Origin of the sequence: Candidatus Pelagibacter sp. HIMB1509, from assembly GCF_052047855.1 — a bacterium.
Taxonomy (GTDB): domain Bacteria; phylum Pseudomonadota; class Alphaproteobacteria; order Pelagibacterales; family Pelagibacteraceae; genus Pelagibacter.
This window is the reverse complement of the sequence record NZ_JBNAIU010000001.1, coordinates 558,165-583,962: the sequence shown is the minus strand read 5'-3', so window position 1 is coordinate 583,962 and position 25,798 is coordinate 558,165. Positions and strand designations below refer to the sequence as shown.

At 30.7% G+C, this 25,798-nt stretch carries 26 protein-coding genes and 1 riboswitch; of the genes, 6 read left to right on the top strand and 20 right to left on the bottom strand.

The window, feature by feature from the left end; all coding sequences use genetic code 11:
* Window positions 1-2: 2 nt before the first annotated feature.
* The 6 genes from gcvP to ACTTBO_RS02975 form a co-directional block, all read right to left on the bottom strand.
* Window positions 3-2,873: an aminomethyl-transferring glycine dehydrogenase gene (gene gcvP / locus ACTTBO_RS03000; protein ID WP_440656343.1), complete on the bottom strand. Its 2,871-nt coding sequence runs from the start codon at window positions 2,871-2,873 to the stop codon at window positions 3-5.
* Window positions 2,873-3,253, bottom strand: coding sequence for a glycine cleavage system protein GcvH (gene gcvH, locus ACTTBO_RS02995; RefSeq protein ID WP_262589607.1), 381 nt, complete (start codon window positions 3,251-3,253; stop codon window positions 2,873-2,875). Before gcvH ends, gcvP begins: the two co-directional genes overlap by 1 nt.
* Complete coding sequence (gcvT, locus tag ACTTBO_RS02990) at window positions 3,253-4,353, bottom strand: glycine cleavage system aminomethyltransferase GcvT (RefSeq protein WP_440656342.1); 1,101 nt, start codon at window positions 4,351-4,353, stop codon at window positions 3,253-3,255. Before gcvT ends, gcvH begins: the two co-directional genes overlap by 1 nt.
* Window positions 4,354-4,431: 78 nt before the next feature.
* Window positions 4,432-4,521, bottom strand: a riboswitch (glycine riboswitch).
* A gap of 41 nt (window positions 4,522-4,562) precedes the next feature.
* Window positions 4,563-5,426 carry a DMT family transporter gene (locus ACTTBO_RS02985; protein ID WP_440656341.1) on the bottom strand — a complete coding sequence of 288 codons (864 nt, stop codon included), beginning with the start codon at window positions 5,424-5,426 and terminating at the stop codon, window positions 4,563-4,565.
* Window positions 5,426-6,367: a biotin-dependent carboxyltransferase family protein gene (locus ACTTBO_RS02980; RefSeq protein ID WP_440656340.1), complete on the bottom strand. Its 942-nt coding sequence runs from the start codon at window positions 6,365-6,367 to the stop codon at window positions 5,426-5,428. The genes ACTTBO_RS02985 and ACTTBO_RS02980 overlap by 1 nt, the downstream gene beginning before the upstream one ends.
* A complete protein-coding gene (locus tag ACTTBO_RS02975; RefSeq protein ID WP_440656339.1) occupies window positions 6,357-7,034 on the bottom strand; it encodes an allophanate hydrolase subunit 1 in 678 nt (225 codons plus the stop codon). The genes ACTTBO_RS02980 and ACTTBO_RS02975 overlap by 11 nt, the downstream gene beginning before the upstream one ends.
* A gap of 28 nt (window positions 7,035-7,062) precedes the next feature.
* On the opposite strand from ACTTBO_RS02975, the gene ACTTBO_RS02970 reads away from it, so the two are divergent.
* From ACTTBO_RS02970 to ACTTBO_RS02960, 3 genes are read left to right on the top strand one after another with little or no spacing between them, the layout of a single operon-like run.
* A complete protein-coding gene (locus ACTTBO_RS02970; RefSeq protein ID WP_440656338.1) occupies window positions 7,063-7,836 on the top strand; it encodes a 5-oxoprolinase subunit PxpA in 774 nt (257 codons plus the stop codon).
* Complete coding sequence (locus tag ACTTBO_RS02965; protein ID WP_440656337.1) at window positions 7,836-8,318, top strand: tetratricopeptide repeat protein; 483 nt, start codon at window positions 7,836-7,838, stop codon at window positions 8,316-8,318. The genes ACTTBO_RS02970 and ACTTBO_RS02965 overlap by 1 nt, the downstream gene beginning before the upstream one ends.
* A gap of 4 nt (window positions 8,319-8,322) precedes the next feature.
* Window positions 8,323-9,108, top strand: coding sequence for a putative hydro-lyase (locus ACTTBO_RS02960; protein ID WP_440656336.1), 786 nt, complete (start codon window positions 8,323-8,325; stop codon window positions 9,106-9,108).
* Here ACTTBO_RS02960 and ACTTBO_RS02955 read toward each other — a convergent pair whose 3' ends face one another.
* From ACTTBO_RS02955 to ACTTBO_RS02940, 4 genes are read right to left on the bottom strand one after another with little or no spacing between them, the layout of a single operon-like run.
* Window positions 9,109-9,816, bottom strand: coding sequence for an ABC transporter ATP-binding protein (locus ACTTBO_RS02955; RefSeq protein ID WP_440618726.1), 708 nt, complete (start codon window positions 9,814-9,816; stop codon window positions 9,109-9,111).
* Entirely contained in the window at window positions 9,806-10,528 is a 723-nt protein-coding gene (locus tag ACTTBO_RS02950; protein WP_440656335.1) for an ABC transporter ATP-binding protein, read from the bottom strand. Before ACTTBO_RS02950 ends, ACTTBO_RS02955 begins: the two co-directional genes overlap by 11 nt.
* Window positions 10,525-11,538, bottom strand: coding sequence for a branched-chain amino acid ABC transporter permease (locus tag ACTTBO_RS02945; protein WP_440656334.1), 1,014 nt, complete (start codon window positions 11,536-11,538; stop codon window positions 10,525-10,527). The genes ACTTBO_RS02950 and ACTTBO_RS02945 overlap by 4 nt, the downstream gene beginning before the upstream one ends.
* Entirely contained in the window at window positions 11,538-12,404 is an 867-nt protein-coding gene (locus tag ACTTBO_RS02940; RefSeq protein ID WP_440635302.1) for a branched-chain amino acid ABC transporter permease, read from the bottom strand. The genes ACTTBO_RS02945 and ACTTBO_RS02940 overlap by 1 nt, the downstream gene beginning before the upstream one ends.
* 147 nt (window positions 12,405-12,551) lie before the next feature.
* Here ACTTBO_RS02940 and ACTTBO_RS02935 point away from each other — a divergent pair, with 147 nt between their 5' ends.
* Window positions 12,552-13,808 (top strand): ABC transporter substrate-binding protein, encoded by a 1,257-nt coding sequence (locus ACTTBO_RS02935; protein ID WP_440656333.1) that lies wholly within the window; start codon window positions 12,552-12,554, stop codon window positions 13,806-13,808.
* Window positions 13,809-13,908: 100 nt separating this feature from the next.
* Window positions 13,909-14,520: a YjbE family putative metal transport protein gene (locus tag ACTTBO_RS02930; RefSeq protein WP_440656332.1), complete on the top strand. Its 612-nt coding sequence runs from the start codon at window positions 13,909-13,911 to the stop codon at window positions 14,518-14,520.
* Here ACTTBO_RS02930 and panB read toward each other — a convergent pair.
* The 9 genes from panB to ACTTBO_RS02885 are packed head-to-tail and all read right to left on the bottom strand — an operon-like array spanning window position 14,517 to window position 21,821.
* The gene (panB, locus tag ACTTBO_RS02925) at window positions 14,517-15,293 is read right to left on the bottom strand and encodes a 3-methyl-2-oxobutanoate hydroxymethyltransferase (protein WP_440656331.1); all 777 of its coding nucleotides are present in this window, start codon (window positions 15,291-15,293) and stop codon (window positions 14,517-14,519) included. The genes ACTTBO_RS02930 and panB overlap by 4 nt on opposite strands.
* A 4-nt stretch (window positions 15,294-15,297) precedes the next feature.
* The gene (locus ACTTBO_RS02920; protein ID WP_440656330.1) at window positions 15,298-15,717 is read right to left on the bottom strand and encodes a VOC family protein; all 420 of its coding nucleotides are present in this window, start codon (window positions 15,715-15,717) and stop codon (window positions 15,298-15,300) included.
* A gap of 21 nt (window positions 15,718-15,738) precedes the next feature.
* The gene (gene guaA / locus ACTTBO_RS02915) at window positions 15,739-17,301 is read right to left on the bottom strand and encodes a glutamine-hydrolyzing GMP synthase (protein ID WP_440656329.1); all 1,563 of its coding nucleotides are present in this window, start codon (window positions 17,299-17,301) and stop codon (window positions 15,739-15,741) included.
* Entirely contained in the window at window positions 17,291-17,728 is a 438-nt protein-coding gene (locus ACTTBO_RS02910; protein WP_440656328.1) for a tetratricopeptide repeat protein, read from the bottom strand. Before ACTTBO_RS02910 ends, guaA begins: the two co-directional genes overlap by 11 nt.
* The gene (guaB, locus tag ACTTBO_RS02905) at window positions 17,728-18,804 is read right to left on the bottom strand and encodes an IMP dehydrogenase (RefSeq protein WP_440656327.1); all 1,077 of its coding nucleotides are present in this window, start codon (window positions 18,802-18,804) and stop codon (window positions 17,728-17,730) included. The genes ACTTBO_RS02910 and guaB overlap by 1 nt, the downstream gene beginning before the upstream one ends.
* Before the next feature lie 37 nt (window positions 18,805-18,841).
* Complete coding sequence (locus tag ACTTBO_RS02900) at window positions 18,842-19,453, bottom strand: RlmE family RNA methyltransferase (protein ID WP_440656326.1); 612 nt, start codon at window positions 19,451-19,453, stop codon at window positions 18,842-18,844.
* Window positions 19,454-20,365 carry a glycosyltransferase gene (locus ACTTBO_RS02895; RefSeq protein WP_440656325.1) on the bottom strand — a complete coding sequence of 304 codons (912 nt, stop codon included), beginning with the start codon at window positions 20,363-20,365 and terminating at the stop codon, window positions 19,454-19,456. It abuts the gene before it with no gap.
* Window positions 20,365-21,171: a CDP-diacylglycerol--serine O-phosphatidyltransferase gene (pssA, locus tag ACTTBO_RS02890; protein ID WP_440656324.1), complete on the bottom strand. Its 807-nt coding sequence runs from the start codon at window positions 21,169-21,171 to the stop codon at window positions 20,365-20,367. The genes ACTTBO_RS02895 and pssA overlap by 1 nt, the downstream gene beginning before the upstream one ends.
* 2 nt (window positions 21,172-21,173) lie before the next feature.
* On the bottom strand, window positions 21,174-21,821 hold the full coding sequence (locus ACTTBO_RS02885; RefSeq protein WP_440656323.1) for a phosphatidylserine decarboxylase: 648 nt from the start codon (window positions 21,819-21,821) through the stop codon (window positions 21,174-21,176).
* 76 nt (window positions 21,822-21,897) lie between these two features.
* On the opposite strand from ACTTBO_RS02885, the gene ACTTBO_RS02880 reads away from it, so the two are divergent.
* Window positions 21,898-23,112, top strand: coding sequence for an NADP-dependent isocitrate dehydrogenase (locus tag ACTTBO_RS02880; protein ID WP_440656322.1), 1,215 nt, complete (start codon window positions 21,898-21,900; stop codon window positions 23,110-23,112).
* On the opposite strand, the gene alaS is transcribed toward ACTTBO_RS02880, so the two are convergent.
* On the bottom strand, window positions 23,104-25,770 hold the full coding sequence (gene alaS, locus ACTTBO_RS02875) for an alanine--tRNA ligase (protein ID WP_440656321.1): 2,667 nt from the start codon (window positions 25,768-25,770) through the stop codon (window positions 23,104-23,106). The two genes, ACTTBO_RS02880 and alaS, sit on opposite strands and share 9 nt — an antisense overlap.
* Window positions 25,771-25,798: the final 28 nt, after the last annotated feature.

Here is a 25,798-nt window from a genome sequence, read left to right as displayed (position 1 = left end):
GATTATGCCGCGTCTTCTTTAAACTCATCCATACTTGGACAAGTACAAAAGATATTCTTATCTCCATAAACATTGTCCACTCTTGCAACTGGTGGCCAAAATTTATTTGTTTTTAAGAACTTAGCAGGATAAGCAGCTTGCTCTCTTGAATATTTATGATCCCACTCATCTGAAGCAAGTTCTATGTCCGTATGAGGAGCGTTCTTAATAGGATTGTCTACTTTATCAAACTCACCAGAATTGATCTTATCTATTTCAGATTTGATATTTATTAAAGTATCGCAAAATCTATCAAGCTCAGATAAGCTCTCGCTCTCTGTTGGCTCTATCATCATAGTTCCTGCAACTGGCCAAGACATTGTAGGTGCATGGAAACCATAATCGATCAATCTTTTAGCAATATCCTCCTCAGTAATACCTGTCTCACTCTTAATTGATCTAATATCAATAATACATTCATGAGCAACATTTCCATTTGAGCCTTTGTACAAAATTGGGAAATGATCTTTAAGTCTATGAGCTATATAATTTGCATTTAAGATGGCGACTTGTGTAGCTAGTTTTAAACCTTCAGAACCCATCATTTTAATATACATCCAAGAAATTGATAAAATACTTGAGCTTCCCCAAGGGGCTGCTGAAACTGCTCCTATTCCTGTAGCGGGTCCACAATCTTTAACAACTGGATGATTAGGTAAATAAACTTGCAAATGTCTTTTACATGCAATTGGTCCCATCCCTGGTCCGCCACCACCGTGTGGAATACAGAATGTTTTATGTAAGTTTATATGACAAACATCAGGACCAAAATTTCCAGGTCTTGCTATTCCAACAAGTGCATTTAAGTTTGCACCATCCATATAAACTTGACCACCGTGTTTGTGTATCAGTTCACAGATATCTGTAATTTTTTCTTCAAATACTCCGTGAGTAGAAGGATATGTAACCATTAATGCTCCAAGATTTTCAGAATGTGCTTCTGCTTTTTTCTTCAAATCTTCAAAATCAACATTTCCTTCTTTGTCACAATCAACAACTACAACTTTCATTCCAACCATTTGTGCACTAGCAGGATTTGTTCCATGTGCTGAGCTTGGAATTAAACATATATTCCTGTTTTCTTCTCCTCTATCTAAATGGTATTTTCTAATAACCATTAATCCAGCATATTCTCCTTGAGCACCTGCATTTGGTTGAAGTGAAACTCCAGAAAAACCTGTAATTGATCTTAACCAATTTTTAAGATCAGTGAATAATGCTCTATACCCTTCCATCTGTTCTACTGGTACAAACGGATGAGGTTCAGCTAACTCTCTCCATGAAATAGGTATCATTTCTGCAGTAGCATTTAATTTCATAGTACATGAGCCAAGTGCAATCATTGTTCTGTTAAGAGCTATATCTTTATCTTCTAATTTTTTTAAATATCTAAGCATCTCTGTTTCTGAATGATATAAATTAAACACAGGATGCTCTAAATATTTTGAAGTTCTTAATAAATTTTTTGGTAAATTTGGTAAGCTTACTGTCGGATCTTCTTTTTTAATCGACTCAGCTGCATTAAAAATTTTCAACAATTGATTTGCTCTATAAACATTTTTCTTTTCATCAAAAGAAACTGCCAACATTTCAGAATTTACTCTTCTAATGTTTACTTTTTGATCTAAAGCATTTTTATAGATTTGATCAGTTTTATCTTTTGTTACAATTGTAACTGTATCAAAGAAATGATCTGAATAAATTTCATATCCAGATTGTTTTAATTTATCTGCAAAATTTTTAGCTAATTGTGATACTCGTTCTGCAATAGTTTTTATTCCATCTGGTCCATGGTAAATTGCATATGCGGCAGAAACAATTGCTAACAATGCTTGAGCAGTGCAAATGTTACTTGTAGCTTTATCTCTTCTAATATGTTGTTCTCTTGTTTGAAGTGATAGTCTGTAAGCTTTATTTCCATGTCTATCTACTGACACACCAATAATTCTTCCTGGCATAGACCTTTTAAACTCATCTTTAGTTGCAAAGAAAGCTGCGTGAGGTCCACCATAACCCATTGGAATTCCAAACCTTTGAGAACTTCCAACTGCAATATCTGCGCCTAATTCTCTTGGTGTTTTAAGTAGCGCTAAAGCTAATAAATCAGAGACTAATACAGCTTTTCCATTTTTTTTATGGATTTTGCTGATCGCTTCACTTGGATCTTTAATGTCTCCTAAAGTTCCAGGATAATGGAGAATTCCACAAACTAAATCCTCTTTAAGTTGATCTAACACTTTATCTTCATTACCAACAAGTACTTTTAATCCCATTGGTTCTGCTCTTGTTTGAATTACATCAATTGTTTGTGGATGACAATTTTCTGAAACAAAAACTAAATTGCTATCTTTTTTGTTTAATCTATGACTTAGTCCCATAGCTTCTGCAGCTGCTGTTCCTTCATCAAGCAACGATGCATTTGCAATATCCATACCTGTGAAATCAACAATCATTTGTTGGAAGTTTAGAAGCATTTCCAATCTTCCTTGTGCTACTTCTGGCTGATAAGGAGTGTAAGAAGTATACCAACCTGGATTTTCTAGAATATTTCTTAAAATCACATATGGAGTGTAAGTTCCATAGTAACCCATACCAATAAAATTTGAATAAATTTGATTTTTTTTTGAAATCGCCTTCAGTTTTCTTAATGCTTCATACTCAGAATTAGACTCTCCTATATTTAATCCATCTTTCAATTGTATCTTTTCTGGAACTGTACTTTTTATTAAATCATCTAATGAATTATAATTAAGCTCCTTCAACATTTTATTTTGATCTTCCTCTGAAGGCCCAATGTGTCTTTTTAAAAAGTCTTTTTGTGAGTTATGTAACATTAGCTAGCACTCTCCTTTGCAAATTTATCATATTCTTCTTTGTTCATTAAACTATCCATTTCTGAACTATCTTTTAGTTTAAGTTTGAAAAACCAAGCTGATCCCTCAGGGTCTTCATTTATTTTAGCAGGATCATCTACTATAGCTTGGTTAGTATCTACTACTTCGCCACTTACTGGAGTATAAACATCACTTGCAGCTTTAGTTGACTCAACTACCCCTGCTGTGCCATCTTTTTCAACGCTTGAACCTTTTTCAGGTAACTCAGCAAAAACAATATCTCCTAACATTTCTGTTGCATGTTTTGTAATTCCAATGGTAGCAACATCGCCTTCCACTGTAATCCACTCGTGCTCTTTTGAAAATTTAACTTCACTCATTAGTTTGCTCCTTTCACGTAACTTTTTTTATAAAATGGTAACCCACAAACACTTGCAGGATGTTTTTTCCCTCTTACTTCTAGTAAAACTTTTGTATCAACTTTAGAAAATTCTTTATCAATGTAGCCCATTGCTATTGGGCCATTTACACTTGGGCCAAAAGTCCCACTGGTAACCTCGCCAATAAGTTTTTCTGACTCATCAAAGATTTTAGTTTTTTCTCTAGCAATCAATCTTCCTTCTGGCTTAATCCCAATTCTAATTTTAGAGGTACCCTCTTGTATTTCTTTCATAATTTTATCAGAACCAATAAATCCACCTTTTGAAATTCTCTCTTTAGAAATTGCCCACTTTAAATTAGCTTCAATTGGTGTTTTTTCTGTATCAAGTTCATGACCATATAAGCACAATCCAGCCTCTAATCTCAAGGTATCTCTTGCCCCAAGTCCTATAAGTTGTGCTCCTTTTTCCATCAAATTTTGAGTAAAGCCTTCAGCTAAATCGTTATTAATAGATACTTCAAAACCATCCTCTCCTGTGTAACCAGATCTTGTTACAAAAACTTTCTGATCTTTATAATCAAACCAGTTCCCTGTCATAAAATTAAGTTTTTCAACACCTTCTATTGTATTGTTTAAAATCTCAACTGACTTTGGACCTTGGATTGCAATTAATGCTCTTTGATCATCAAGAACCATTTCATATTTACTCTTCAGTAAATCTGATAAAATTTTAAAATCATTATCTTTGCAGGCTGCGTTTAAAATAATTAAATATCCTTTTTCAATTTTAGTGATTATCAAATCGTCATGAATTCCAGCACTATCGTTCAATAAAAAACTATATTTAGAACAGTTTTGTTTCAAATTTTTTAAATCAAGTGGAAAAATTTTTTCAAGATCAGCAGTTAAGTCCTCTCCACCATGGATAAATAATTGACCCATATGAGACACATCAAAAATACCTGCATTTGATCTTGTAAATTTATGCTCTTCAACAATTCCTTTACTGTATTGTATGGGCATTTCATATCCAGCAAATTCCACAAATTTAGCTTGGTTATCTTGATGAAGTTTATTTAATGATGTTTTTTTTCCCATACTAACTCTTTAGTACCCATCTGTATTTTTGCCTGAGAGTTTTACTCCTTCGGCGAGAACTCAATCTCTTTCCAGAGTTAATATAATACGGTCCTTTTACCTGAGAGTTTCCTGGGCGGTTGCTCCTTCGGTGTCACAAAGTTTGTGATCTCTCCCGTTAACAAATATTCTAATAAATACTGTTTAATGTCAAATGTTATTAGATCGCTTTATTTTTCTGAGGTATATAAATTGTAAAATTGAAGTAAAACTGCAAAAATAACTATTGTTCCTCCAATTATAACAATAAAAGGTGGTTGTTCATTTATAAACAACCACGCCCATAAAGGACCTAGTACAGCTTCAGTTAACATTATGATTCCAACCATTGCTGATGGTGTTCGTTGAGCACCGATAGTAATAAATATAAAACCTAATCCTAATTGTAAAAACCCAGCTAAAAATCCTAAAAAGATATCGTTTGGAGATATCATTATTTTTTCTGACATTAAATAACCGATTAACAACGCAAAAACACCTGCAACAAATTGAGCAGGAACCATATCAACAGTTGGATATTTTCTTACTACTAAAATTAATGTAGCAAATGAAATTGGCATTATGAAAGCTGCAATATTTCCAGACATTTGGCCTGGAGATAAAGAACTCCCAACCATTAAAAGTATTCCTGAAATTGCAAGAATTATTGAAGTAAGAGTTATTGCTGAAATTTTTTCTTTTAAAAAAAAGTAACCAAATATTGCTAAGAAAATTGTTTGTGTTTGAATAATAAAATTAGCATTAGCAACTGTTGTGTTATACATCGCAAATACATAACCACTAAAACCAAGTGATAAAATAAATCCACCAAAGAAACCAGGAAATCCTAAATTATAAAAGGATCTAAATACTTGTTTTTTATAAGTTAAAGCTAAGTACAAGCTAATAACAACTAAGAAAAATACTGTTCTCCAAAATAATATTTGCCAAAGAGTTGCTCCTTCAAATGACTTAACAATCAAACCTCCAAAACTAAGACTACACGCACCTAAGAAAATTAAAAAAGGCCCTGGAAGTTTTCTAATAATATTCATTATATTTGATTTAGTAAGTTCTGAGTATCCATCTCATACAATTTAAATAAAGTTTCAGCATCAGATAAATTTATCTCTTTAAATTTGATTTTTGAGCCAGGTGATATTTGTACCAATCGATCATAATCAACACTAGCTACCACACCAATTTTTGGATATCCTCCAATAGTACCATGGTCTGAAAGCATAATAATTGGGTTTCCATCTGCTGGTACTTGGATGACTCCTTTTAACAAACCTTCTGATTTAATATTGGTATTTACAATATTTTCAATTTTTGGACCTTCTAATCTCATTCCCATTCTATCTGAAAGTTTTGATACAGAAAATTCTTTTTCAAAAAATATCTTTTTTCCTTCATCAGAAAAATAATCAAAGTTTGGTCCTTTTATTACTCTAATATTTTCAACTTTAGAATTTATATAATTAGTCTTTTTTTTACTTTGGTCTGAATTAATATTTAATATATTTATTTTTTGACCGTTCTCTAATTTTTTTCCATTATTTGATCCAATTTTTGCCTTGGTATTTATCGAACAACTATTCCATTGAAATTTTAAATCTAATTCTCCACCAACTGCTAAATAGCCATAAACTGATTTATTTGTTGAGATAAGATTGATTTCATCTCCACTTTCGATTTGATAACTCTCATAACAATTACCATCAATTTCTGTGCCATTTTTAATAATTTTAAAAACAATATCGCCAGTGACTACTATATTAATTTTATCTCCAGAATATTTTAAATGTGGTCCTTGGTATGCAAATTCTATAACTGGTGAATTTAATTTATTACCTACCAGCTTGTTAGCTAAACTATAATTTCTATTGTCCATTGCTCCGCTAAATGGAATTCCTATATGATATAAATTATTTCTTCCTTGGTCTTGAAAGGTTGTATTTACTCCAGCTCTTATAATTTCGAAATTATTTGTCATTATAGCTATTATATTTTTCAAGATTTATTTGTTTAAAAACTACTATGTCGCCAGGATTTATTAAATTTGGCTCAACCTCTTTTGAATTATCAAAAACATCTACAGGTGTATTACCAAGTATGTTCCATCCACCAGGGCTTTCAAATGTATAAATATTTGCAAATTGTTCAGTTAAAGCTACTGATCCTTTTGGGACTTTTACTCTTGGTGTTTCTAATCTTGGTACTCTCATATTTTCATCCAAATCACCTAAAAATGGCATACCAGCGATAAATCCTGTCATATAACAAAAATATTCCTTACTAAAAAAATTTTCTAAAATTTTATCTCGACTGATATTTAATTTTTCTTCTAATCTTTTTATATCAAGAGAAAATTGATCATCACAACAAACAGGAATTTCTATTTTAGTGCTATTGTTATCTTGAGTTTCATTAATATTTAAATTTTCAATTAATTTTTTAACTTCTTTAAAGTTTGTTTTTCTAAGGTCGTAAGAAACAATTAATTTATTATAAGAAGGAGTAAGATTATTTATACTTTGAACATTCTCTTTTTTTAAAGCTTTAAAATATTTTATTACCTCAGAGTTAACTGATTTATTTACCTCTACACCAAAGTCGCAATAAACAGCTGCGTCACCAAGATTTGATATATTTTTTATCATGGCATGTTATACTTCAACAAATAGAACTATGGAAATTAATATAAATTGTGATTTAGGTGAAAAATCAAAACACCATTCAAATAAATATGATCCAGATTTACTCGATATAGTAAATTCTGCTAACGTTGCATGTGGATTTCACGCCGGTGATGAAGAATCTATGAACCAAGTGGTTCAAATATCAAAAAAAAACGGTGTAAGCATTGGTGCTCATCCATCATTCAATGACCCAGAAAATTTTGGAAGACAAAGAATGAACCTGGCACCTGAAGAAGTTAGAAAATTAATTATTGATCAATATGAAATTTTACAAAAGATTGCTCAAGATCATGGAGAAAATGTAACTCATATAAAACCACATGGAGCATTAAATAATATGGCGTGTGAGGATATTGATCTAGCAACTACTTTAGCAAAAGCAATCAATGAAATAAGTAAAGATTTGATTTATTTAGTACCTACTGGCTCTAAAATGGAACAAGCAGCTAAAAAATTAGATATGAAAATTGCTTGTGAAATTTTTGCAGATAGAACCTATGAAGATGATGGAAATTTAGTTTCTAGAAAAAAACCACATGCATTAATTACTGACCCTGAAAAAGCTAAAAAACATGTGTTGAGCATGGTAAAAAATCAGGCACTGAATTGTCACAGTGGAAAGCAAATACCTTGTGAAATCGACTCTGTGTGCATACATGGTGACAATGAAAGTTCACTTGCTACCGCAAGATCAATTAGAGAAAATTTAATTGAAAATGGACTAAACTTAAAACCTTTAAGCCAAATGGAGAAATTTTTATAATGATAAAAAAAATATTCTTAATAATTGTATTAACATTGTTCTCAACAAACCTAATAGCTGCAGGTACAGATAGTACAAGCAAAGTGAAATCTGATTATGATAAGGCTGTAACTCATATCAAAGTTGCAAAAAAATATGAAAAAAAAGGTAAACTAGAAAAAGCCAAAAAGAGATATGAAAAGGCTTTACCTTTGCTTATTAAATCAAATAAGAAGAAACCACTTCAAGCAGATACGTTAAACTATTTAGGATTTACAACTAGAAAACTAGGAGATTATGAAAATGGAGAAAAATATTATCTTTTAGGTCTAGAAATTGATCCAAACCATAAAGGTATTAATGAATATCTTGGAGAACTTTATGTTGCTACAAATAGAATGGATTTGGCTAAAGAAAGACTTAAAGTATTAAAAACTTGTAACTGTGAAGAATATAACGAGTTAAAAGAAATAATCAAAGGAACTAAGAAATCTAAATACTAATTTAATGCTAGATATTCAAAATCCATTAGAAGCAAGAAAAGTTATAAGAGAAAATAATTACAAAGAACAAACTGCGGGTACTGCTAATAAGTATGTTCAAGGAAATCTTTGTATCTTACCAAGCAAATATGCAATGGACTTTGCTTCTTTCTGTCAAAAAAATCCAAAACCTTGTCCATTAATTGGATTTGGTACTAAAGGAGATCCTTCATTAAAAGATCTTGGTGATATTGATATTAGAACTGATGTTCCTCAATATAGAGTATGGGAAAAAGGAAAATTAGTTGATGAGCCATATGATATTAAAAAATATTGGAATGAAGATTTAACAACTTTTGTTCTAGGATGTTCAATGTCTTTTGAGCTGCCTTTAATTGAAGCCGGTATTCCAATTCAACACATAGAAAACAATACTATTGTTCCAATGTATAAAACTTCAATAGACTGTGAACCTGCTGGACAATTTTCTGGAAAACTAGTTGTGTCTATGAGACCCTTAAGTTCAAAGGATACAATTAGATCAATTCAAATAAGTTCCAGATTTCCAGCTGTGCATGGTGCACCAGTACATGTTGGTAATCCAGACGAAATTGGAATTAAAGATATAATGAAACCTGAATATGGTGATCCACCTAGAACAATAAAGAACAACGAAATTCCTGTATTTTGGGCGTGTGGTGTTACTCCTCAATCTGTTTTAGAAAATTCAAAACCTGATTTTTGTATCACTCACAGTCCAGGTAAAATGCTTATAACAGATAAACTAAATAACGATCTTGCTGCTTTTTAATTAATTTCCTAAAAAAACTTTAGTCACTTTCTCATTATCAATTAGATCTTCTGATTTACCATCGATGACTAATCTACCACTTTCTAAAACATAGCCTCTGTCCGCCATACTTAGAGCTAATCTTACATTTTGCTCTACAAATAAAATTGAAATACCTTCTGCAACAATATTTTTAAATATCTTAATTAAGTCTTTCATAACCATTGGTGATAGACCTAAAAAAGGTTCATCAACCATTAAAAGTTTAGGTAAACCCATCATTCCTCTTGCTATAGCTAGCATTTGTTGCTCACCTCCAGACATTGTTTTTGCTAACTGATCAGATCTAGTTTCTAGCTTTGGAAATATCTTGTAAACTTTGTTTAATGAATTTGTTAACTCTTCTTTTGCTTTTGGATGCCAAGCACCCAATAAAAGATTTTGTTTAACAGTAAGATGTGGAAAAACCCTTCTTCTTTCAAGTACATGTGAAATTCCTAACTCAGTTCTTTTATAAGTTGGAATATTTGAAATTAAAGTATTATCAAAAGTAATAGAACCTTTTTTATGTTCAACAAGATTACTAATAGTATTTAAAACAGTACTTTTACCAGACCCATTTGGTCCTAATAGCGCAACCATTTCTGCTTTATTTACGTTAATTGAAACATCCCAGATAACCTGAAAATCATCATACAAAACATCAATATTTTTTACATCAAGCAGCATCAAATGTTCCTAGATAAGCATCTATTACCTGTTTATTATTTTGAATTTCTTTTGGTTCACCAAATGCAATTCGTTTTCCTTGATCTAAAGCAAGAACATTGTCTGAAATTTCCATAATAATATTAATATTATGTTCAATTGTAATAATCGTTACACCAGTTTTTTTTAATTTTTTAACAAGTTCAACAAGTCCAGGAATAGTTTTTTGATCCACACCTCCTGTTACTTCATCCATCAAAAGTAATTTGGGATCAATAGCCATAGCTCTAGCCATTTCTAATCTTTTTCTCTGTCCAGTTGATAACTCTTTTGCAAAGTGATGTCTTTTTTCAATCAGATCTACAAAGTCAATAATTTCTAAAGCTCTATCTCTTGCTCTTTTAATATTTTTCTCTTTAACAAACGCTCCTATCATAACATTTTCAAGCAATGTTTGATCTGCAAATGGTTTTAGTTTTTGAAAAGTTCTACCTACTCCAAGGTTACTTATTTTATCAGGGCTAATTCCAAAAATATTTTTATCAAAAAATTTAACTTTTCCAGTGTCTGGTTTTGTAAAGCCAGTAATCAAATCAAATAAAGTAGATTTACCAGCACCATTAGGTCCTATCACTCCTAAAATAGATCCTTCTTCAACATCAAAAGAAATATCTCTATTTGCATGGATTCCACCAAAAGATTTACTCAGATTTTCAACTGTTAAAATTTTCATCGTTGTTTTTTTCTTTCTAAAATATCTTTAGGAATAAATGAGATCAGACCATTTGGTCTAAAAATGCAAATAATCATTAAAATCAAACCATAAAAAATTAAATCAACAGCACCACCGGTACCTCCTAAATAAATTCTTGAATATTCTGAAATTGGTACAAGTATTGCAGCACCTATAATTGGACCCCAAACATTTCCAATTCCACCTAGTACTGTGATTAATAAAACTATAATTGATATCTCAATATTAAAAACTCTGTCTGGATCAATAATTAAAATATATTGTGCAAACAAGCTACCCATTGGAGCCATGATCATTGCTGAAATCACATAAGCTATAATTTTATAATTTGAAACATTGATACATAAACTTAATGCTGCTTGTGGATCATCTCTCACTGCTCTTAATCTGTAACCAAGTTTTGATCTACTAAGTAACCAGACTAAAAAGAATGTGATTAAAAAGAATATTAAAAAAACATAATAATATGGAGCTTTACTGCTATGAAATTGCAATGCAGACCATGAGTCTTCTGGTGTCATTGTCACCCACAGTCCTGATGCAGCTCCTACTAAATCCCATCTTTGAAAAACTACTTGGAAACTTATACCAATTAATAAAGTAGCAATTGCAAAGTAGTGACCACTTAACCTGAGCATTGGTATACCAATTAACACAGCAAAAATTCCTGAAACAAACATACCAAAAAATATACTTATCCAAGGTGTTATTCCGTACTCCATATAAAAAAATGAGGTTGCATAAGCACCAATGCCAAAAAACGCTCCATGACCTAAACTAATTTGACCAGAAAAACCTGCAATTACATTCCAAGACTGAGCCATAACTGCATGCATGAAAATCATAATAAATAAATGGAGATAAAATGAATTCATCCCAAAAAGCGGCAGTGCAAACAAAAGTATAATTAAACCAGCAATAATTGATATTACTCTATTATTTGTATTCCAAATTGGTTCTGATTTTGCAATTGCTAACTTACTATCCATTAATACCTACCAAACAAACCTTGAGGTTTATAAATCACAACTAAAAGATAAATTGCAAATACATATAAAAGTTTAAATGATGGATCGATCAGTAATCCACCTAAAGATTCTACTAATCCGATAATTATACCAGCATATAAACATCCAATAATACTTCCAAAACCTCCTAGAGCCACAGCAACAAAAGCAAATAATGCAAAATTAATACCAACATCAGTAAAAATAAAAAAATAGTTTGCCATCATTCCACCAGCTACTCCTACACAACCAAGTCCAATCGCCCAACCAATTGCAAACATTTTGTTTGATGGAATACCTAAAATTTCTGCCGCATGTCTATCTTGAGCTGTTGCTTGCAGAGCTAATCCAGTTTCTGTTTTTGTTACAAACCAATACAAACCAAAAAATGCAACTAAACAAACAAGACTTGCATATAATTGGGGTTGACCAATAAACACAGATCCAATTTCAATACGCCCCTCTAATAAAGGTTTATCAACGTTTCTAAAATCTGGTGTCCATAATAATTGAGCGATCGATCTAATAAAAATAGACAATCCAAATGTTGCACAAATTTGGATAAGCATTTTTGCTTTTAAGATGTATCGAATTAAAAAATAATGAGTAACAATTCCACAAAATGCCAACAAAAGTATAGTAATTGGAATTGAAAACAGTGGATCTAAACCAAATAAAGACCAAAGCCAAAATGATGAAAACATAGACAACATTAAATGCTCTCCATGAGCAAAGTTAACAATTTCCATTAATCCAAAAATTAAACTTAAGCCTGCTGCGATTAATGCATAGATTAATCCCATCATTAATCCTGTGACTATAGCTTGAATTATAATTTCAGAAGTCATTTGGTTTATTTTTAAAGTATATATAAAGAATGTATATATTAAACAAATACTTCTTTAGCATTGATAAAATAAAAAAACTAAACCATTGAATTGATCAACTGAATAGTATTAAGTTAGAAATTTAAAAATTAAACAAGAGGGAAAAAAATGAGAAAATTAATTCTTACAGTATTTACTTTTTTTTCATTAGTATCTGCGCCAGCAATTAGTTACGCAGAAGATGTAAAGATTGGAGTACTTTATCCACTTACTGGACCTGTTGCACAGGTTGGTAAAGATGCTGTTGCAGCAGTTAAAACAGCTTTAGATATCATCAATAACAGTCATAACATTCCTGGCATGCCACTTGCAAAAGATGCTGGATTAAAAGGATTAGGCGGCGGTAAAATATCTATCGTTGTTGGAGACCACGGTGGAAAACCAGATATCGGTGTCGGTGAAACTGAAAAAATGTTAAATTCTGACAAAGTTCACGCAATGTTTGGAGCTTACTACTCATCAGTAACCGGTGCTGCTAGTCAAGTATCTGAGAGAGCAGGAATACCTTGGGTAAACGGTGAGTCTACTTCTCCAAAATTAACAACAAGAGGATTTAAATACTTCTTCAGAGTTACTCCACACGATGGTGAGTTCACTCAGCTTATGTTTGAATTCATGAATGACTTTAACAAAAAGAATAGTAATAAGTTAAAGACACTAGGTATTATTCATGAAGATACATTGTGGGGTGCTGACAGTGGCGGAACTCAAGACAAAATGGCTAAAGAACAAGGTTATGATGTTGTAGAGAAAATTAGCTACAAAGCTAAAACAACAACTTTAAGTTCTGAAGTACAAAGATTGAAAGCGAAAAACCCAGATGTTTTATTGCCTTCATCTTATACAGCTGATGCATATTTATTTTTAAATACTGCAAAAGAGCTTGATTATAACCCTAAACTTTTAGTTGCTCAAAACGCTGGTTATACAGATCCTAAATTCATAGACACAATGGGAAGCAAAGCAGAAGGCGTGATCACAAGATCTCCTTTTAACACTGACTTAGCAAAAACCATTCCTATGATTGGAACTGTAAACGACTTGTTTAAAACACACTCTGGTGGAAGAGATTTATCAGATGTGCCTGCAAGAGCATTTACAGGTTTTATGGCTTTAGCTAATGCAATTAATAATGCTGGATCAACAGATCCTGAGAAAATCAGACAAGCTCTAGTTAATCTAGATATGTCATCTGAGTCTTTAATTGTTCCTTACAGAGGAATTAAATTTGGTGCAGATGGTCAAAATGAAAAGACTAGAGGTATTTTAATGCAAGTTCAAAATGGAAAATATTGTACTGTATATCCATTTGAATTAGCAGCTTGTGAGTTAAAATATCCTATGCCTACTTGGTCTGAAAGATAATTTAATAAAAATACAATTATTAAGGCGGTCAAATTCTTTGACCGCCTTTTTTTATTCTTTTGATTGCAATCTTGTTAAATTGAAATAATAATTAGACATCTTGATTGAAGAGCTCATAATTCTAACCCAAATTATTTTTATTACTATTATCTTAACTGCAGATAATGCAGTGATCGTTGGTTCTATTGCATCAAACTTTGTACCTAAAAATAGAAAACAAATTATCTTGTGGGGTGTAATTGGAGCATTTGTATTTAAAATCTTTTTTGCAATCTTTGCTACTTTTTTATTTGAATTTTATTTTATAAAAATTTTAGGTGGGTTGTTGTTAGTTTGGATAGTTAATGATTTAAGAAAAGACCTTGTTGATATTAAAAATATAAAACCTTCAATTAAAAAAACAAAACAACCGTCGTACATAAATAGTATAGGTAAAGTACTATTTGCTGATCTAATGATTAGTTTTGACAATGTCATAGGAGTTGTTGCTGCAGCTCAAGGATATTTTGGCTATATGATTTTTGGTCTTGTACTATCGGTCGTTCTTACAGGTGCATTAGCTACTTATATGGCTAATTATATTCAAAAACATATCTGGATAGCATACATTGGTTTAATATTTATTTTAGTTGTTGGTCTACAATTAATTATAGGTGGTTTGGTAGATCTTGAGATACTCAATATTAACGAGGAATTTAAAAAATACTTTTAATTAAAAGAGTATTTTTTTGAGGGGAATTTTCTTGTTTTAACTTCACTTGCGTATTTAGAGACTGCTTTTGATATTTCTGTCTTTATATTAGCATATTTCTTAACAAATCTAAATTTGATTGGATTTAAACCTATTAAATCATCAAATACCAAAATCTGACCATCACAATTATTGGACGCGCCTATCCCAATTGTTGGAACATTAATTCTTTTAGTTACTTGTTTTGCTAATGACGTTTGAACACACTCTAAAACCATACAAAATGAACCAGCTTCTTCAAGTAACTTTGCATCTCTCATAATATTTTCTTTTTCACTTTGTTTCTTACCTTTAAATTTAAATGTTTTATCAGACTGAGGTAAAACTCCTATATGGCCCATTACAGGAATATTATTTTTAACTAAGGTTTTAATTGTATTTATAATTTTCTTTCCTCCCTCTAATTTGACCCCGTCACATTTAGTTTTTTTCATAATTAATTTTGCATTTTTCAATGCCTCTTTAGGATTTCGATAAGTGTTATGAGGCATGTCGACAATCATTAAACTTTTTTTAATACCCATACGAACACTTTTGGAGTGTTCAATCATAGTATTTAAAGTTACTTCTCTAGTAGATTTATAATTATATAAAACTGATCCCAGTGAATCCCCTACTAAAATTAGATCACAATAATTATCTAAAACTGATGCAATATTTTTAGAATAAGCAGTTAAGGTTACTAATTTAGTTTTATTTTTTTTCTTTATAAAATCTGAAATCTTTTTGTTCATCGACTTACCAAGAGCCGGTATTTTCCATTGAAGCCCAAGGCTCTTTAGGCTCTAAGTTTCCTTCTTGTAGTATTTCTATTGAAATTTTATCAGGTGATCTAACAAATGCCATATGACCATCTCTTGGTGGTCTATTTATAGTGTAACCCATATCCATTAATCTTTGACATGTTTCATAAATATTATCTACTCTATATGCAAGATGACCAAAATTTCTAGAACCTTCGCCTAGCTCATCTCCATCCCAATTGTAAGTTAACTCAATTTCTGCTTTTTCATCTTTAGGAGCTGCAAGAAAAATTAAAGTGAATCTTCCTTTTTCATTTTCCATTCTTCTTGTTTCTTTTAGCCCAAGACCTTCACAGAAAAATCTTAAAGATTCATCTACATCTTTAATTCTAATCATTGTATGTAAATATTTCATAAGATGTTTTTATAATTAAAATTACTCTAATTCAATAGTACTTGGAGGCTTAGAAGTAATATCATACACAACTCTATTAATTCCTCTTATGCTATTAACAATTTTGTTAGAAATAGTTTGCATAAATGATTTTTTAAATTCATAAAAGTCTGCAGTCATTCCATCTTCTGAGGTAATTGCTCTAAGTAAACATAAATATTCATATGTTCTATTATCACCCATAACTCCAACTGTTTTTACTGGAAGTAAAGCTGCATATGCTTGCCAAATTTTATGGTAAAGTCCATGATCTCTTAAACCCTGAATAAAATAATAATCAGCTTCTTTTAAAATTTTGATTTTTTCATTGGTAATAATACCAGGCATTCTGATTGCTAGACCTGGACCAGGAAATGGATGTCGTGAAATTATTTCATGACTTAAATTTAGCTCTAAACCTAATTTTCTAACTTCATCTTTAAATAGAAATTTTAATGGCTCTACTAACTTTAAGTTCATTTTTTTAGGTAAACCACCCACATTATGGTGAGACTTTATTTTAGAAGTTTGGCTCCCTGTAACAGACTTACTTTCAATTAAATCTGGGTACAACGTACCTTGTGCTAAAAATTTTACATTTTTTATTTTTTTTGCATACCTTTCAAAAATTTTGATGAATAGATTGCCTATTATTTTTCTTTTTCTCTCTGGATCAGAAACATTTTTTAATTTACTTAAAAATTCTTTTTCAGCATTTACATAGATTAAATTCATTTTTAATCTTTTTTTAAATGTTTGAACAACTTGAACTTCTTCGTTTTTTCTGAGCAATCCAGTGTTTACAAAAATACAATATAGTTTTTTACCTATTGCTTTATTCAATAATTGAGCAACCACACTACTATCTACACCACCAGATAATGCACAAATTACTTTATTATCTCCAACTTGAGCTCTGACATCTTTAATTAATTGTCTCTTTTGATCTTTTGAAGACCAATTTTTCTTAATTTTACAAATAAGAAAAATAAAATTACTAATCAATTTTTTTCCGTTCTCTGTATGGGTTACCTCTGGATGAAACTGGACACCATAATAATTTTTGATTTTATTTTCTACAATTGCAAATTTTGAATTTGAGCTTGAAGCAATTACTTTAAAATTTTTAGGTAATTTAGATACTTGATCAGCGTGGCTCATCCAGACCACTTTAGATTTTTTGGTACCAAAAAAATTATTTGTTAAAAGACTATTATTTTTTTTTATTACATTTGCTAAACCAAATTCACGATGCTTTGATTGTTTAACTCTGCCCCCATTAAGTTTAGATAATATTTGATGACCAAAACAAATGCCAAGAACAGGAATATTTAATTCCAAAATTTTCTTATCAAATGAATACTTATTAATTTGATAAACATTCAGTGGACCCCCTGATAAAATTATACCTTTTACGCTTTGATTAATTTGATTAAGTTTAATTTTTTTATGACTCACGATATCTGAGAAAACACCCAGTTCTCTTATTCTTCTAGCTATCAATTGAGTAAATTGTGAACCAAAATCTACAATTAAGATTTTGTTAAGGCTATTATCAAGACTCATTACTTGGTTCTAAGTTTTTTAAAGACTCTAAAATTTCATTATTTTCATCACATAATGAGTTACATACTTGAACAAATGTTTCAGATAATTCTTTAACTTTATCGTAATTAGATTTTTCAAGCGCAATTTTCATTAGCATTAAAATAGCTTCTTCATTTTGAGGATCAATTAATAGAGTAGTTTCTAAGTTGTATTCTTCTTTTCTTTGATCTTCTTCATGATTATAAATTTTTGCTAAATATAAATATGAATTTGCATCCTTTGGATTAAATACAATATTTCTCTCAAATAAAAATCTTGCATCCTCATATTTTTCTTTTTCATATAATTTAATTGCTTCATTAAAAAAATTTTCCTTTGAAAAAGAATTAGATTGAAACAAAACAATTAAAACAAACAGTGAAATAAATTTCAAAATTTTATTCATTAATATTTACTATCATTTTTGATTACATCTACATTATGAACCATACTTTCATAAAATCCAGCTTTAGTAATTTTAACAAATTGTGGTTTATTTCTCAATTTGACAATTTCTTTTGAGCCAAGATAACCCATAGATGATTTAAGGCCACCGATTAATTTAAATATAATGCTACCAACATCTCCTTTGTATTTCACAAAACCTTCAACTCCTTCTGGAACATATTTAGATGTATCTTTTTGCTTAGTTTGAAAATATCTATCTGCTGAACCTTTGTTCATAGCTCCTACTGATCCCATACCTCTAAAACTTTTAAATAATTTTCCTTTTTTTTTAATTAGTTTGCCTGGAGTTTCATCTGTACCTGCAAATAAAGAACCTATCATAACTGCGTCTGCTCCTGCAGCAAAAGCTTTTGCCAAATCGCCGGAATATTTTATTCCACCATCAGAAATTATTTTTACATTTTTATTTTTAAGTCCATTTCTTACAGATAAAATTGCACTTAACTGTGGAACACCTATTCCAGCAACTAACCTTGTTGTACAGATTGATCCTGGTCCAATACCAACTTTAATAATATCAACCCCTAAATTAATTAAAAATTTTGCTGCTTCAGGTGTTGCAATATTTCCAGCACATAAAGCGATGTTCTTATCTTTTATTTTTTTTATAAATTTAACTATTTCTCCTACTTTTTTAGTATGACCGTGGGCAGTATCTACTACGATTAAATCAACTCCTTCTTTAAGAATTGCTTTTGCTCTATCAAATTCAGCAATTGATGCTCCAACAGCTGCACCAACTAATAATTTTTGTTTTTTTACTTTTTTAATTTCTAATATTTGTTTTTGGATATCTAAATTTCTGTGAATAACTCCAATTCCTCCAGCTTTACCAATTGCTATTGCCATATTGCTTTCTGTTACAGTGTCCATAGCAGAAGATAAAAGTGGGATTTTAAGTTTTAAATTTTTTGTTAAATTTACTGATGTATTTACTTCAGATGGTAAAATCTCCGAGTACTTCGGAGCTAATGTAACGTCATCAAAGGTAAGTGCTTCTTTTATAGGAACCATAATCTTTTATATACGATTCCTTTTAATTTTAAAGGCTCTATCTAAGTTTTTTGCAAATTATAAAACTTTCTTTAGAGTCTTTTCTACTCGATTTAGGTTTAAAAACCTTAACTTCTTTAAAATACTTTTTACCCTCTGCGACTATTTCGTTGAAAGTTCCACCCATAAATATTTTAGAAATGAAATAACCATTTTCATTTAACAAATCTTTTGCAAATACCATTGCTTCTTTACATAGTTCGCCTGTTTGAATTGAATCAATGTTTTTAATTCCTGTAGTATTTACAGCCATGTCTGACATCACAACATCTACTTTAGAGGTTGTGTTTTTTTTTATCTCTTGCTGAACTCCTTCTTCAGTAAAATCACCTTGTATTTGAAGACTAGAACCAATTGGCTCCATCTTTTTTAAATCAATTGAAATTAATTTTCCATTCTTTGTTACTTTATCAGCATATTGCGACCAGCTTCCAGGGGCAGCTCCAATATCAATAATAATCAATCCACCTTTAAAAATTTTAAATTTTTCGTCAATTTCTATAAGTTTGTAAGCAGATCTAGCTCTATACCCATCAACTTTTGATTGTCTAACGTATGTATCTCTTCGCTGTTTGTTGACCCAATTTTTTGAAATTTTATTTTTTTTCAATTAATTTTCAAATCTTAAGCTTTTATTTAATATCTTGCCATCAAGAGTTTTGATTTCAATTTTAATATCTTTATTAACTCTCATGTCTTGATTATCTTTCCAAATACCAGCAGCGAGATGCATTATTCCAATTTTGTAATTAGGTAAATAAGGTTCAACAAATGTATTATTTGCCTCATCAAATTTTGGTAAAAGGTTGCTTGTAATCCAATTACAATTTAAAGGTAAAAATTCGGTTTCAATATTATTGTGATAAACTGAAATGTTCATAGCAAGTTGTTCAGAACCAAAAATATCTCCTTCTTTTAAAGTTTCTCTAAGGTTATTTTGCCAAATCTCCCAAGATTTAGAATTTTTCTCTAAAGAAAAAACACCTATATTTATATGAGGAGCAAAAGCTAATTTTCTAGCTTTCTCTAAATTAATTTTAGATTTTATTGCATGCTTAAAATTTTGAGATTTTATTATTGCAAGTTTTCCAAAAACCCAATCAACTTTAGAGGTTATTTTGTAACCTGGTCCAATAGTTTGGGTTATTCCTAATTTACTATCTTCACACGCTTTAAAATATAAATCTATTGTCTTCCAATCATTGACCCAAGCATCACAATCAATCCAAAGATATTTTTCATAATTAGGAAAATATTTTGGTAGAAATGCTCTTGAAACTTGGCTTTTTAACCATTCTCTTCCCTTAATTTTACTTTCGGGAACTTTAATATCCCACTCTGCAGATTTAATTTCATCTACTTTAGAAGATAATTTATTCTTTTGCTCATCTGATAATCCAGCATCAAGAATACATATTGCAGTATCCTTACTCTCTTCAAAACGTTTAATAGAGTTAATTAATTCATCCAACAAAGGGAAATAATTAGTGTCTGCTAAAGAAACAATGGTATTTTTTTTCATCACAACACATCTTCAAGATCGTCATCTTCATCATCAAAATTTTGATCTTCATTTTGTTTTTTAAGTTTTTGATAATGAAAAAAACTTATTGGAAGCATAGATAAATATATTAAAGCACTTAGAGAAATCACATTAAAAGGATAAATTAAAAGTAATCCAAAAAATAAAACAATCCCGAATAATAAGAATATTGTTGCTTTTCTTTGAATTACAATTTTTTTAAATGAGTAACTAGGAAATTTACTAATCAATAAAAAAGAAGTGACAACAAAAAATATTGGCACAATAATTGCATAATCTATTTTAAATAATTCAATACTTGACATACTAAATATCAATGGTGTTAGAACTAAAATTCCACCTGCTGGAGATGGGACTCCCTCAAAAAAATTATCTCTCCAAGATGGTTCACCGCCTGTATTTACATTGAAACGAGCCAATCTTAACGCAACACAAATTACATATATCAAACAAACCAACCACCCAAATCTTCCAAGTTCATTTAATTTCCAAAAATACATTATAAAAGCAGGAGCAACTCCAAAGCTTATCATATCAGTCAAAGAATCTAATTCTTTTCCAACTTTTGATGTGCCTTTGATCAATCTTGCTATTCTTCCATCTAGTCCATCAATTACAGCTGCTATAATTATTGCAATAATTGCAAACTCATATCTTCCATCTAAAGCAAATCTTATAGAAGTAAGACCAATACAAACACCTATAAGTGTCAACATGTTAGGTAAAATTACTCTAGCACTCCTCTTTTCAGGAACTATTTTAAAATTTTTTTTGGGTTGTTGCATATCTATCTTTTAGCTAATAGAGTTTCCCCTGAAATAGCAGTTTGACCAATTTTAACCAATGGTTCATAATTTTCATAATACACATCTGCTCTACTTCCAAATCTTATCATTCCAATTCTATCACCTTGGTTTAATGTTTGATCCTTATTAGTCTCACACACAATTCTTCTAGCGACTAAACCTGCTATTTGAACTATGACAATATCATTTCCATGATTGTCTTTTAATTTATAATAATTTCTCTCATTGTCTTCACTCGCTTTATCGAATGAAGCATTTAAAAACTTTCCTGGCTTGTATAAAATATCTTCAACTTTTCCCGAACAAGGTGTTCTATTTACATGACAATCAAATACATTCATGAAGATACTAATCTTTTTAAATTTCTTGTTTTCTAAATTTAATTCTTTTGGTCCATCTACCTCTTCAACTTTAATTACCTCTCCGTCCGCTGGACTTACTAGATAATTATCATCTCCTATGATTATTCTTTCAGGGTCTCTGAAGAAATAATAAACCCATATAGTTAATAACAATCCGATTAATCCTAAAAATCCATTTACTAATAGCAAGATGATTGTTATGAAACCTCCGATTACAATAAACTTGTAACCCTCTGTGTGTATCTTTGGAAATATCTTGGTAAACATATTCTTCTATTTGCTAATTTTCGATTAATATGTATATAAACCAATCAAATTCAATTAATAAGATAAATTTAATTTAATGAGCAAAATCAAGGTAAATAACCGAGTTGTCGAGTTAGATGGCGATGAAATGACTCGAATTATTTGGGAGTTTATTAAAAATAAATTAATCCTTCCTTATATCGATCTAGGTATTGAATATTACGATTTGGGAATGAAAAGTAGAGACAATACTGATGACCAGATCACAATTGACTCAGCAAATGCAATCAAAAAAATTGGTGTTGGAATTAAATGTGCAACTATCACTCCTGATGAAGCAAGAGTAGAGGAATTTGATTTAAAAAAAATGTGGAGATCTCCAAATGGAACAATCAGAAACATTATTGGTGGGACAGTTTTTAGAGAACCTATAATTTGCAAAAATATTCCAAAGTTAGTTCCTTCATGGACAGATCCTGTAATTATTGGAAGACATGCTTTTGGAGATCAATATAGAGCAACTGATTTTAAAGTACCTGGTAAAGGTAAAATGGAAGTTAAATGGACATCGGAAGATGGAAAAGATGAAATTAAATATGAAGTATTTAATTTTACAGGTCCAGGTGTAGCGCTATCAATGTATAATTTAGACAAATCTATTCAAGATTTTGCAAGATCATGCTTTAGCTACGGCTTAATTAAAAAATGGCCTGTATACATGTCTACAAAAAATACAATTTTAAAACAGTACGATGGAAGATTTAAAGATATTTTCCAAGAAGTTTTTGACAACGAATACAAAGAAGAATTTGAAAAACATAAATTAACTTATGAACATAGATTAATTGATGACATGGTCGCATGTGCAATGAAATGGAGTGGGAAATATATTTGGGCATGTAAAAATTATGATGGTGATGTCCAATCTGATACCATGGCTCAAGGTTATGGATCATTAGGATTAATGACGAGTACGCTATTAACTCCTGATGGAAAAGTAATGGAAGCTGAAGCTGCGCATGGAACTGTTACAAGACACTATAGAATGCACCAACAAGGAAAAGAAACATCCACAAATCCTATAGCATCTATATTTGCATGGACAAGAGGATTGGCTCATAGAGGAAAATTAGATAACAACCAAGAATTAATTAAATTTGCTCAAACATTAGAAGCAGTATGTATTGAGTGTGTTGAAAATGGTTCTATGACAAAAGATTTAGCAATTCTTGTTGGACCAAACAGTAAGTTTTTAACTACTAATCAGTTTTTAGATGAAATTGATGGTAATCTTAAAAAGAAATTAAATTAAAGATTTTATTTTTTCAAAAGCCTCATTGATTTTAGATTGGTCTTGACCGCCAGCTTGAGCAAAGTCTTTTCTTCCACCACCTCCTTTGCCTCCAATTACTTCTGAACCTGCTTTTACAAATTGTACTGCATCAAATTTCTCAGTTAGTTTTTCTGTAACACCTACAGCTATACCAACTTTGTCATCTTTGCTTGCAAAAACAATTACAATACCTTCGCCCAATTCTTTTTTACCTTTGTCCACAAGTTTTCTTAATTCTTTAGGTGGAAGATCTTGAACGTTTTGAAACCTTACTTTCACCCCATTAACATCTTGATCATTAACTTTATTTTTGGATTGGTCTTGTAAAATTGAATTAACTGATAAAGTTTCCAATTGTTTATTTAAATTTTTGATTAAAACTTTTTTATCACTTTCATCTAAATTAGGTTTTCCACCAAGATCTGAGATTTGTTTGCTCAGCTCATTAATTTGTTCATCATCTTTTTCAGATGATAAATTTAACATTTTCTCTTTATTTTTTATGTAGTCCTCTAGCTGCTTATCTCTTAATGCTTCTACTCTTCTAACCCCTGCGGCAATTGAAGATTGGCTAATAATTTTAAATTTACCAATATCACCAGTGTTTTTCACGTGAGTTCCACCACATAACTCTGTTGAAAAGTATTTTTCTCCTTCATCTCCCATTGATAATACTCTTACTTCATCTCCATATTTTTCTCCAAATAATGCTAAAGCACCATTATCAACTGCCTCTTTAGGTGTCATAATTCTCGTGGTTACATCAGATTGTTTAGAAATCATATCATTTACATGACTTTCTATTTTTACCATCTCATCATCTGAAATTGGTTTCATATGGCTAAAATCAAATCTTAATCTTTCTGGCTCGACTAGAGATCCTTTTTGAGTAACATGTGGACCTAAAACTCTTCTCAAAGACTCGTGTAATAAATGAGTTGCTGAATGATAAGCTCTTGTATCATTTCTTTTCTCAATATTGATTTTCATTTCAACATCTTGCTCTAATTTTATTGAACCTTTTTTCACTTTTCCATAATGTACAAATAGATCTCCCAATTTTTTTTGAACATCGGTTACTTCAAATTCAAATTCATCCTTAGAGATCAATCCTGTATCTCCTACTTGACCTCCAGATTCAGCGTAAAATGGTGTTTGGTTAACAACAATAATACCTTCATCACCAGCATTTAAAGTATCAACCTCTTTATGATTTTTAAGAAGTGATTTTATCACTCCTTGTGCTTGATCATTTTCGTATCCTAAAAATTCTGTAGTTCCATGTTTTTCTTTAACTCCATACCAAACTTGCTCAACTGCACTATCTCCAGATCCTTTCCAATTTTTTCTTGCAAGCTCAATACTTTCTCTCATCAGCTCACCAAATCTTTCTTTATCAAACTTTAAAGATTTTGATTTTAAAATATCTTCTGTAAGATCAATTGGAAATCCATAGGTTTCATAAAGTTTAAAGGCAATGTCACCTGGTAATACTTTGTCTATTTTAGAGATTTCATCATTTAAAATTTTAATTCCTCTATCTAAAAGAACTAAAAATTTTTCTTCTTCCATCTTTAAAGTTTCTTTGATTAAAGACTCTGCTCTTTTTAGTTCAGGATAATTTCCTGACATTTCATTTAACAAGGTATCAAACAATTTTGAAAAAACTGGATCCTTTGCTCCTAACAAATGAGAGTGCCTCATCCCTCTTCTCATAATTCTTCGAAGCACATACCCTCTTCCTTCATTAGATGGCAATACTCCTTCAGCAATTAAAAATGAACTTGCTCTTAAATGATCAGCAATAACTCTAAAGCTGGATAGATTAGATTTATCAGATTTAATTCTAATTATATCGGAAGCTGAATTAATTATTTTTTTAAAGTGATCTGTTTCATAATTATCATGAGTACCTTGTAGCAAAGCAGCAATTCTTTCTAAACCCATTCCAGTATCAACAGATGGTTTTGGAAGATTTATTCTTTTATCTTTTGTAACTTGTTCAAATTGCATAAAGACCAAGTTCCAAATTTCAATAAACCTATCACCATCTTCATCTTTGGTACCAGGTAATCCACCATGTAAATGATCACCATGATCAAAAAAGATTTCTGAACAAGGTCCGCATGGACCTGTTTCTCCCATTGACCAAAAGTTATCTGATGTTGCTATTCTAATTATTCTATCATCGCTAAAACCTGCTATTTTCTTCCAAAAATTGAAGGCCTCATCGTCTTCATGGAACACGGTTACATAAAGTCTATTTTTATCTATACCAAAATCTTTAGTGATTAAATTCCAAGCATAATCAATTGCTTGCTCTTTAAAATAATCTCCAAACGAGAAGTTTCCTAACATCTCAAAGAAAGTATGGTGTCGAGGTGTGTAACCTACATTTTCTAAATCATTATGTTTACCACCAGCTCTTACACATTTTTGTGAAGTAGTTGCTCTTACATAATCTCTTTTCTCTAAACCTGTGAACACGTTCTTAAACTGAACCATTCCAGAGTTCGCAAACATCAATGTTGGATCATTGTTCGGAACCAAATTACTAGATTCCACAATCTGGTGATCGTTCTTTTCAAAATACTTAAGGAAAGTATTTCTAATTTGATTGAGAGTTTTGTCTGCCATATTTTTAAAATACAGCTTTTTTATTTTA

Excerpts from the sequence above, each read along its gene's own strand:
- ACTTBO_RS02960 (WP_440656336.1), top strand. The coding sequence starts at position 8,323 with ATGCTAGATATTCAAAATCCATTAGAAGCAAGAAAAGTTATAAGAGAA.
- ACTTBO_RS02950 (WP_440656335.1), bottom strand. The coding sequence starts at position 10,528 with ATGAAAATTTTAACAGTTGAAAATCTGAGTAAATCTTTTGGTGGAATC.
- ACTTBO_RS02945 (WP_440656334.1), bottom strand. The coding sequence starts at position 11,538 with ATGGATAGTAAGTTAGCAATTGCAAAATCAGAACCAATTTGGAATACA.
- ACTTBO_RS02920 (WP_440656330.1), bottom strand. The coding sequence starts at position 15,717 with ATGAAATATTTACATACAATGATTAGAATTAAAGATGTAGATGAATCT.
- alaS (WP_440656321.1), bottom strand. The coding sequence starts at position 25,770 with ATGGCAGACAAAACTCTCAATCAAATTAGAAATACTTTCCTTAAGTAT.
- ACTTBO_RS02880 (WP_440656322.1), top strand. The coding sequence starts at position 21,898 with ATGAGCAAAATCAAGGTAAATAACCGAGTTGTCGAGTTAGATGGCGAT.
- ACTTBO_RS02895 (WP_440656325.1), bottom strand. The coding sequence starts at position 20,365 with ATGAAAAAAAATACCATTGTTTCTTTAGCAGACACTAATTATTTCCCT.
- ACTTBO_RS02885 (WP_440656323.1), bottom strand. The coding sequence starts at position 21,821 with ATGTTTACCAAGATATTTCCAAAGATACACACAGAGGGTTACAAGTTT.
- ACTTBO_RS02910 (WP_440656328.1), bottom strand. The coding sequence starts at position 17,728 with ATGAATAAAATTTTGAAATTTATTTCACTGTTTGTTTTAATTGTTTTG.
- gcvT (WP_440656342.1), bottom strand. The coding sequence starts at position 4,353 with ATGGGAAAAAAAACATCATTAAATAAACTTCATCAAGATAACCAAGCT.
- ACTTBO_RS02935 (WP_440656333.1), top strand. The coding sequence starts at position 12,552 with ATGAGAAAATTAATTCTTACAGTATTTACTTTTTTTTCATTAGTATCT.
- ACTTBO_RS02980 (WP_440656340.1), bottom strand. The coding sequence starts at position 6,367 with ATGACAAATAATTTCGAAATTATAAGAGCTGGAGTAAATACAACCTTT.
- ACTTBO_RS02975 (WP_440656339.1), bottom strand. The coding sequence starts at position 7,034 with ATGATAAAAAATATATCAAATCTTGGTGACGCAGCTGTTTATTGCGAC.
- ACTTBO_RS02940 (WP_440635302.1), bottom strand. The coding sequence starts at position 12,404 with ATGACTTCTGAAATTATAATTCAAGCTATAGTCACAGGATTAATGATG.
- panB (WP_440656331.1), bottom strand. The coding sequence starts at position 15,293 with ATGAACAAAAAGATTTCAGATTTTATAAAGAAAAAAAATAAAACTAAA.
- ACTTBO_RS02985 (WP_440656341.1), bottom strand. The coding sequence starts at position 5,426 with ATGAATATTATTAGAAAACTTCCAGGGCCTTTTTTAATTTTCTTAGGT.
- pssA (WP_440656324.1), bottom strand. The coding sequence starts at position 21,171 with ATGCAACAACCCAAAAAAAATTTTAAAATAGTTCCTGAAAAGAGGAGT.
- guaB (WP_440656327.1), bottom strand. The coding sequence starts at position 18,804 with ATGGTTCCTATAAAAGAAGCACTTACCTTTGATGACGTTACATTAGCT.
- ACTTBO_RS02955 (WP_440618726.1), bottom strand. The coding sequence starts at position 9,816 with ATGCTGCTTGATGTAAAAAATATTGATGTTTTGTATGATGATTTTCAG.
- guaA (WP_440656329.1), bottom strand. The coding sequence starts at position 17,301 with ATGAGTCTTGATAATAGCCTTAACAAAATCTTAATTGTAGATTTTGGT.
- ACTTBO_RS02965 (WP_440656337.1), top strand. The coding sequence starts at position 7,836 with ATGATAAAAAAAATATTCTTAATAATTGTATTAACATTGTTCTCAACA.
- ACTTBO_RS02970 (WP_440656338.1), top strand. The coding sequence starts at position 7,063 with ATGGAAATTAATATAAATTGTGATTTAGGTGAAAAATCAAAACACCAT.
- gcvP (WP_440656343.1), bottom strand. The coding sequence starts at position 2,873 with ATGTTACATAACTCACAAAAAGACTTTTTAAAAAGACACATTGGGCCT.
- gcvH (WP_262589607.1), bottom strand. The coding sequence starts at position 3,253 with ATGAGTGAAGTTAAATTTTCAAAAGAGCACGAGTGGATTACAGTGGAA.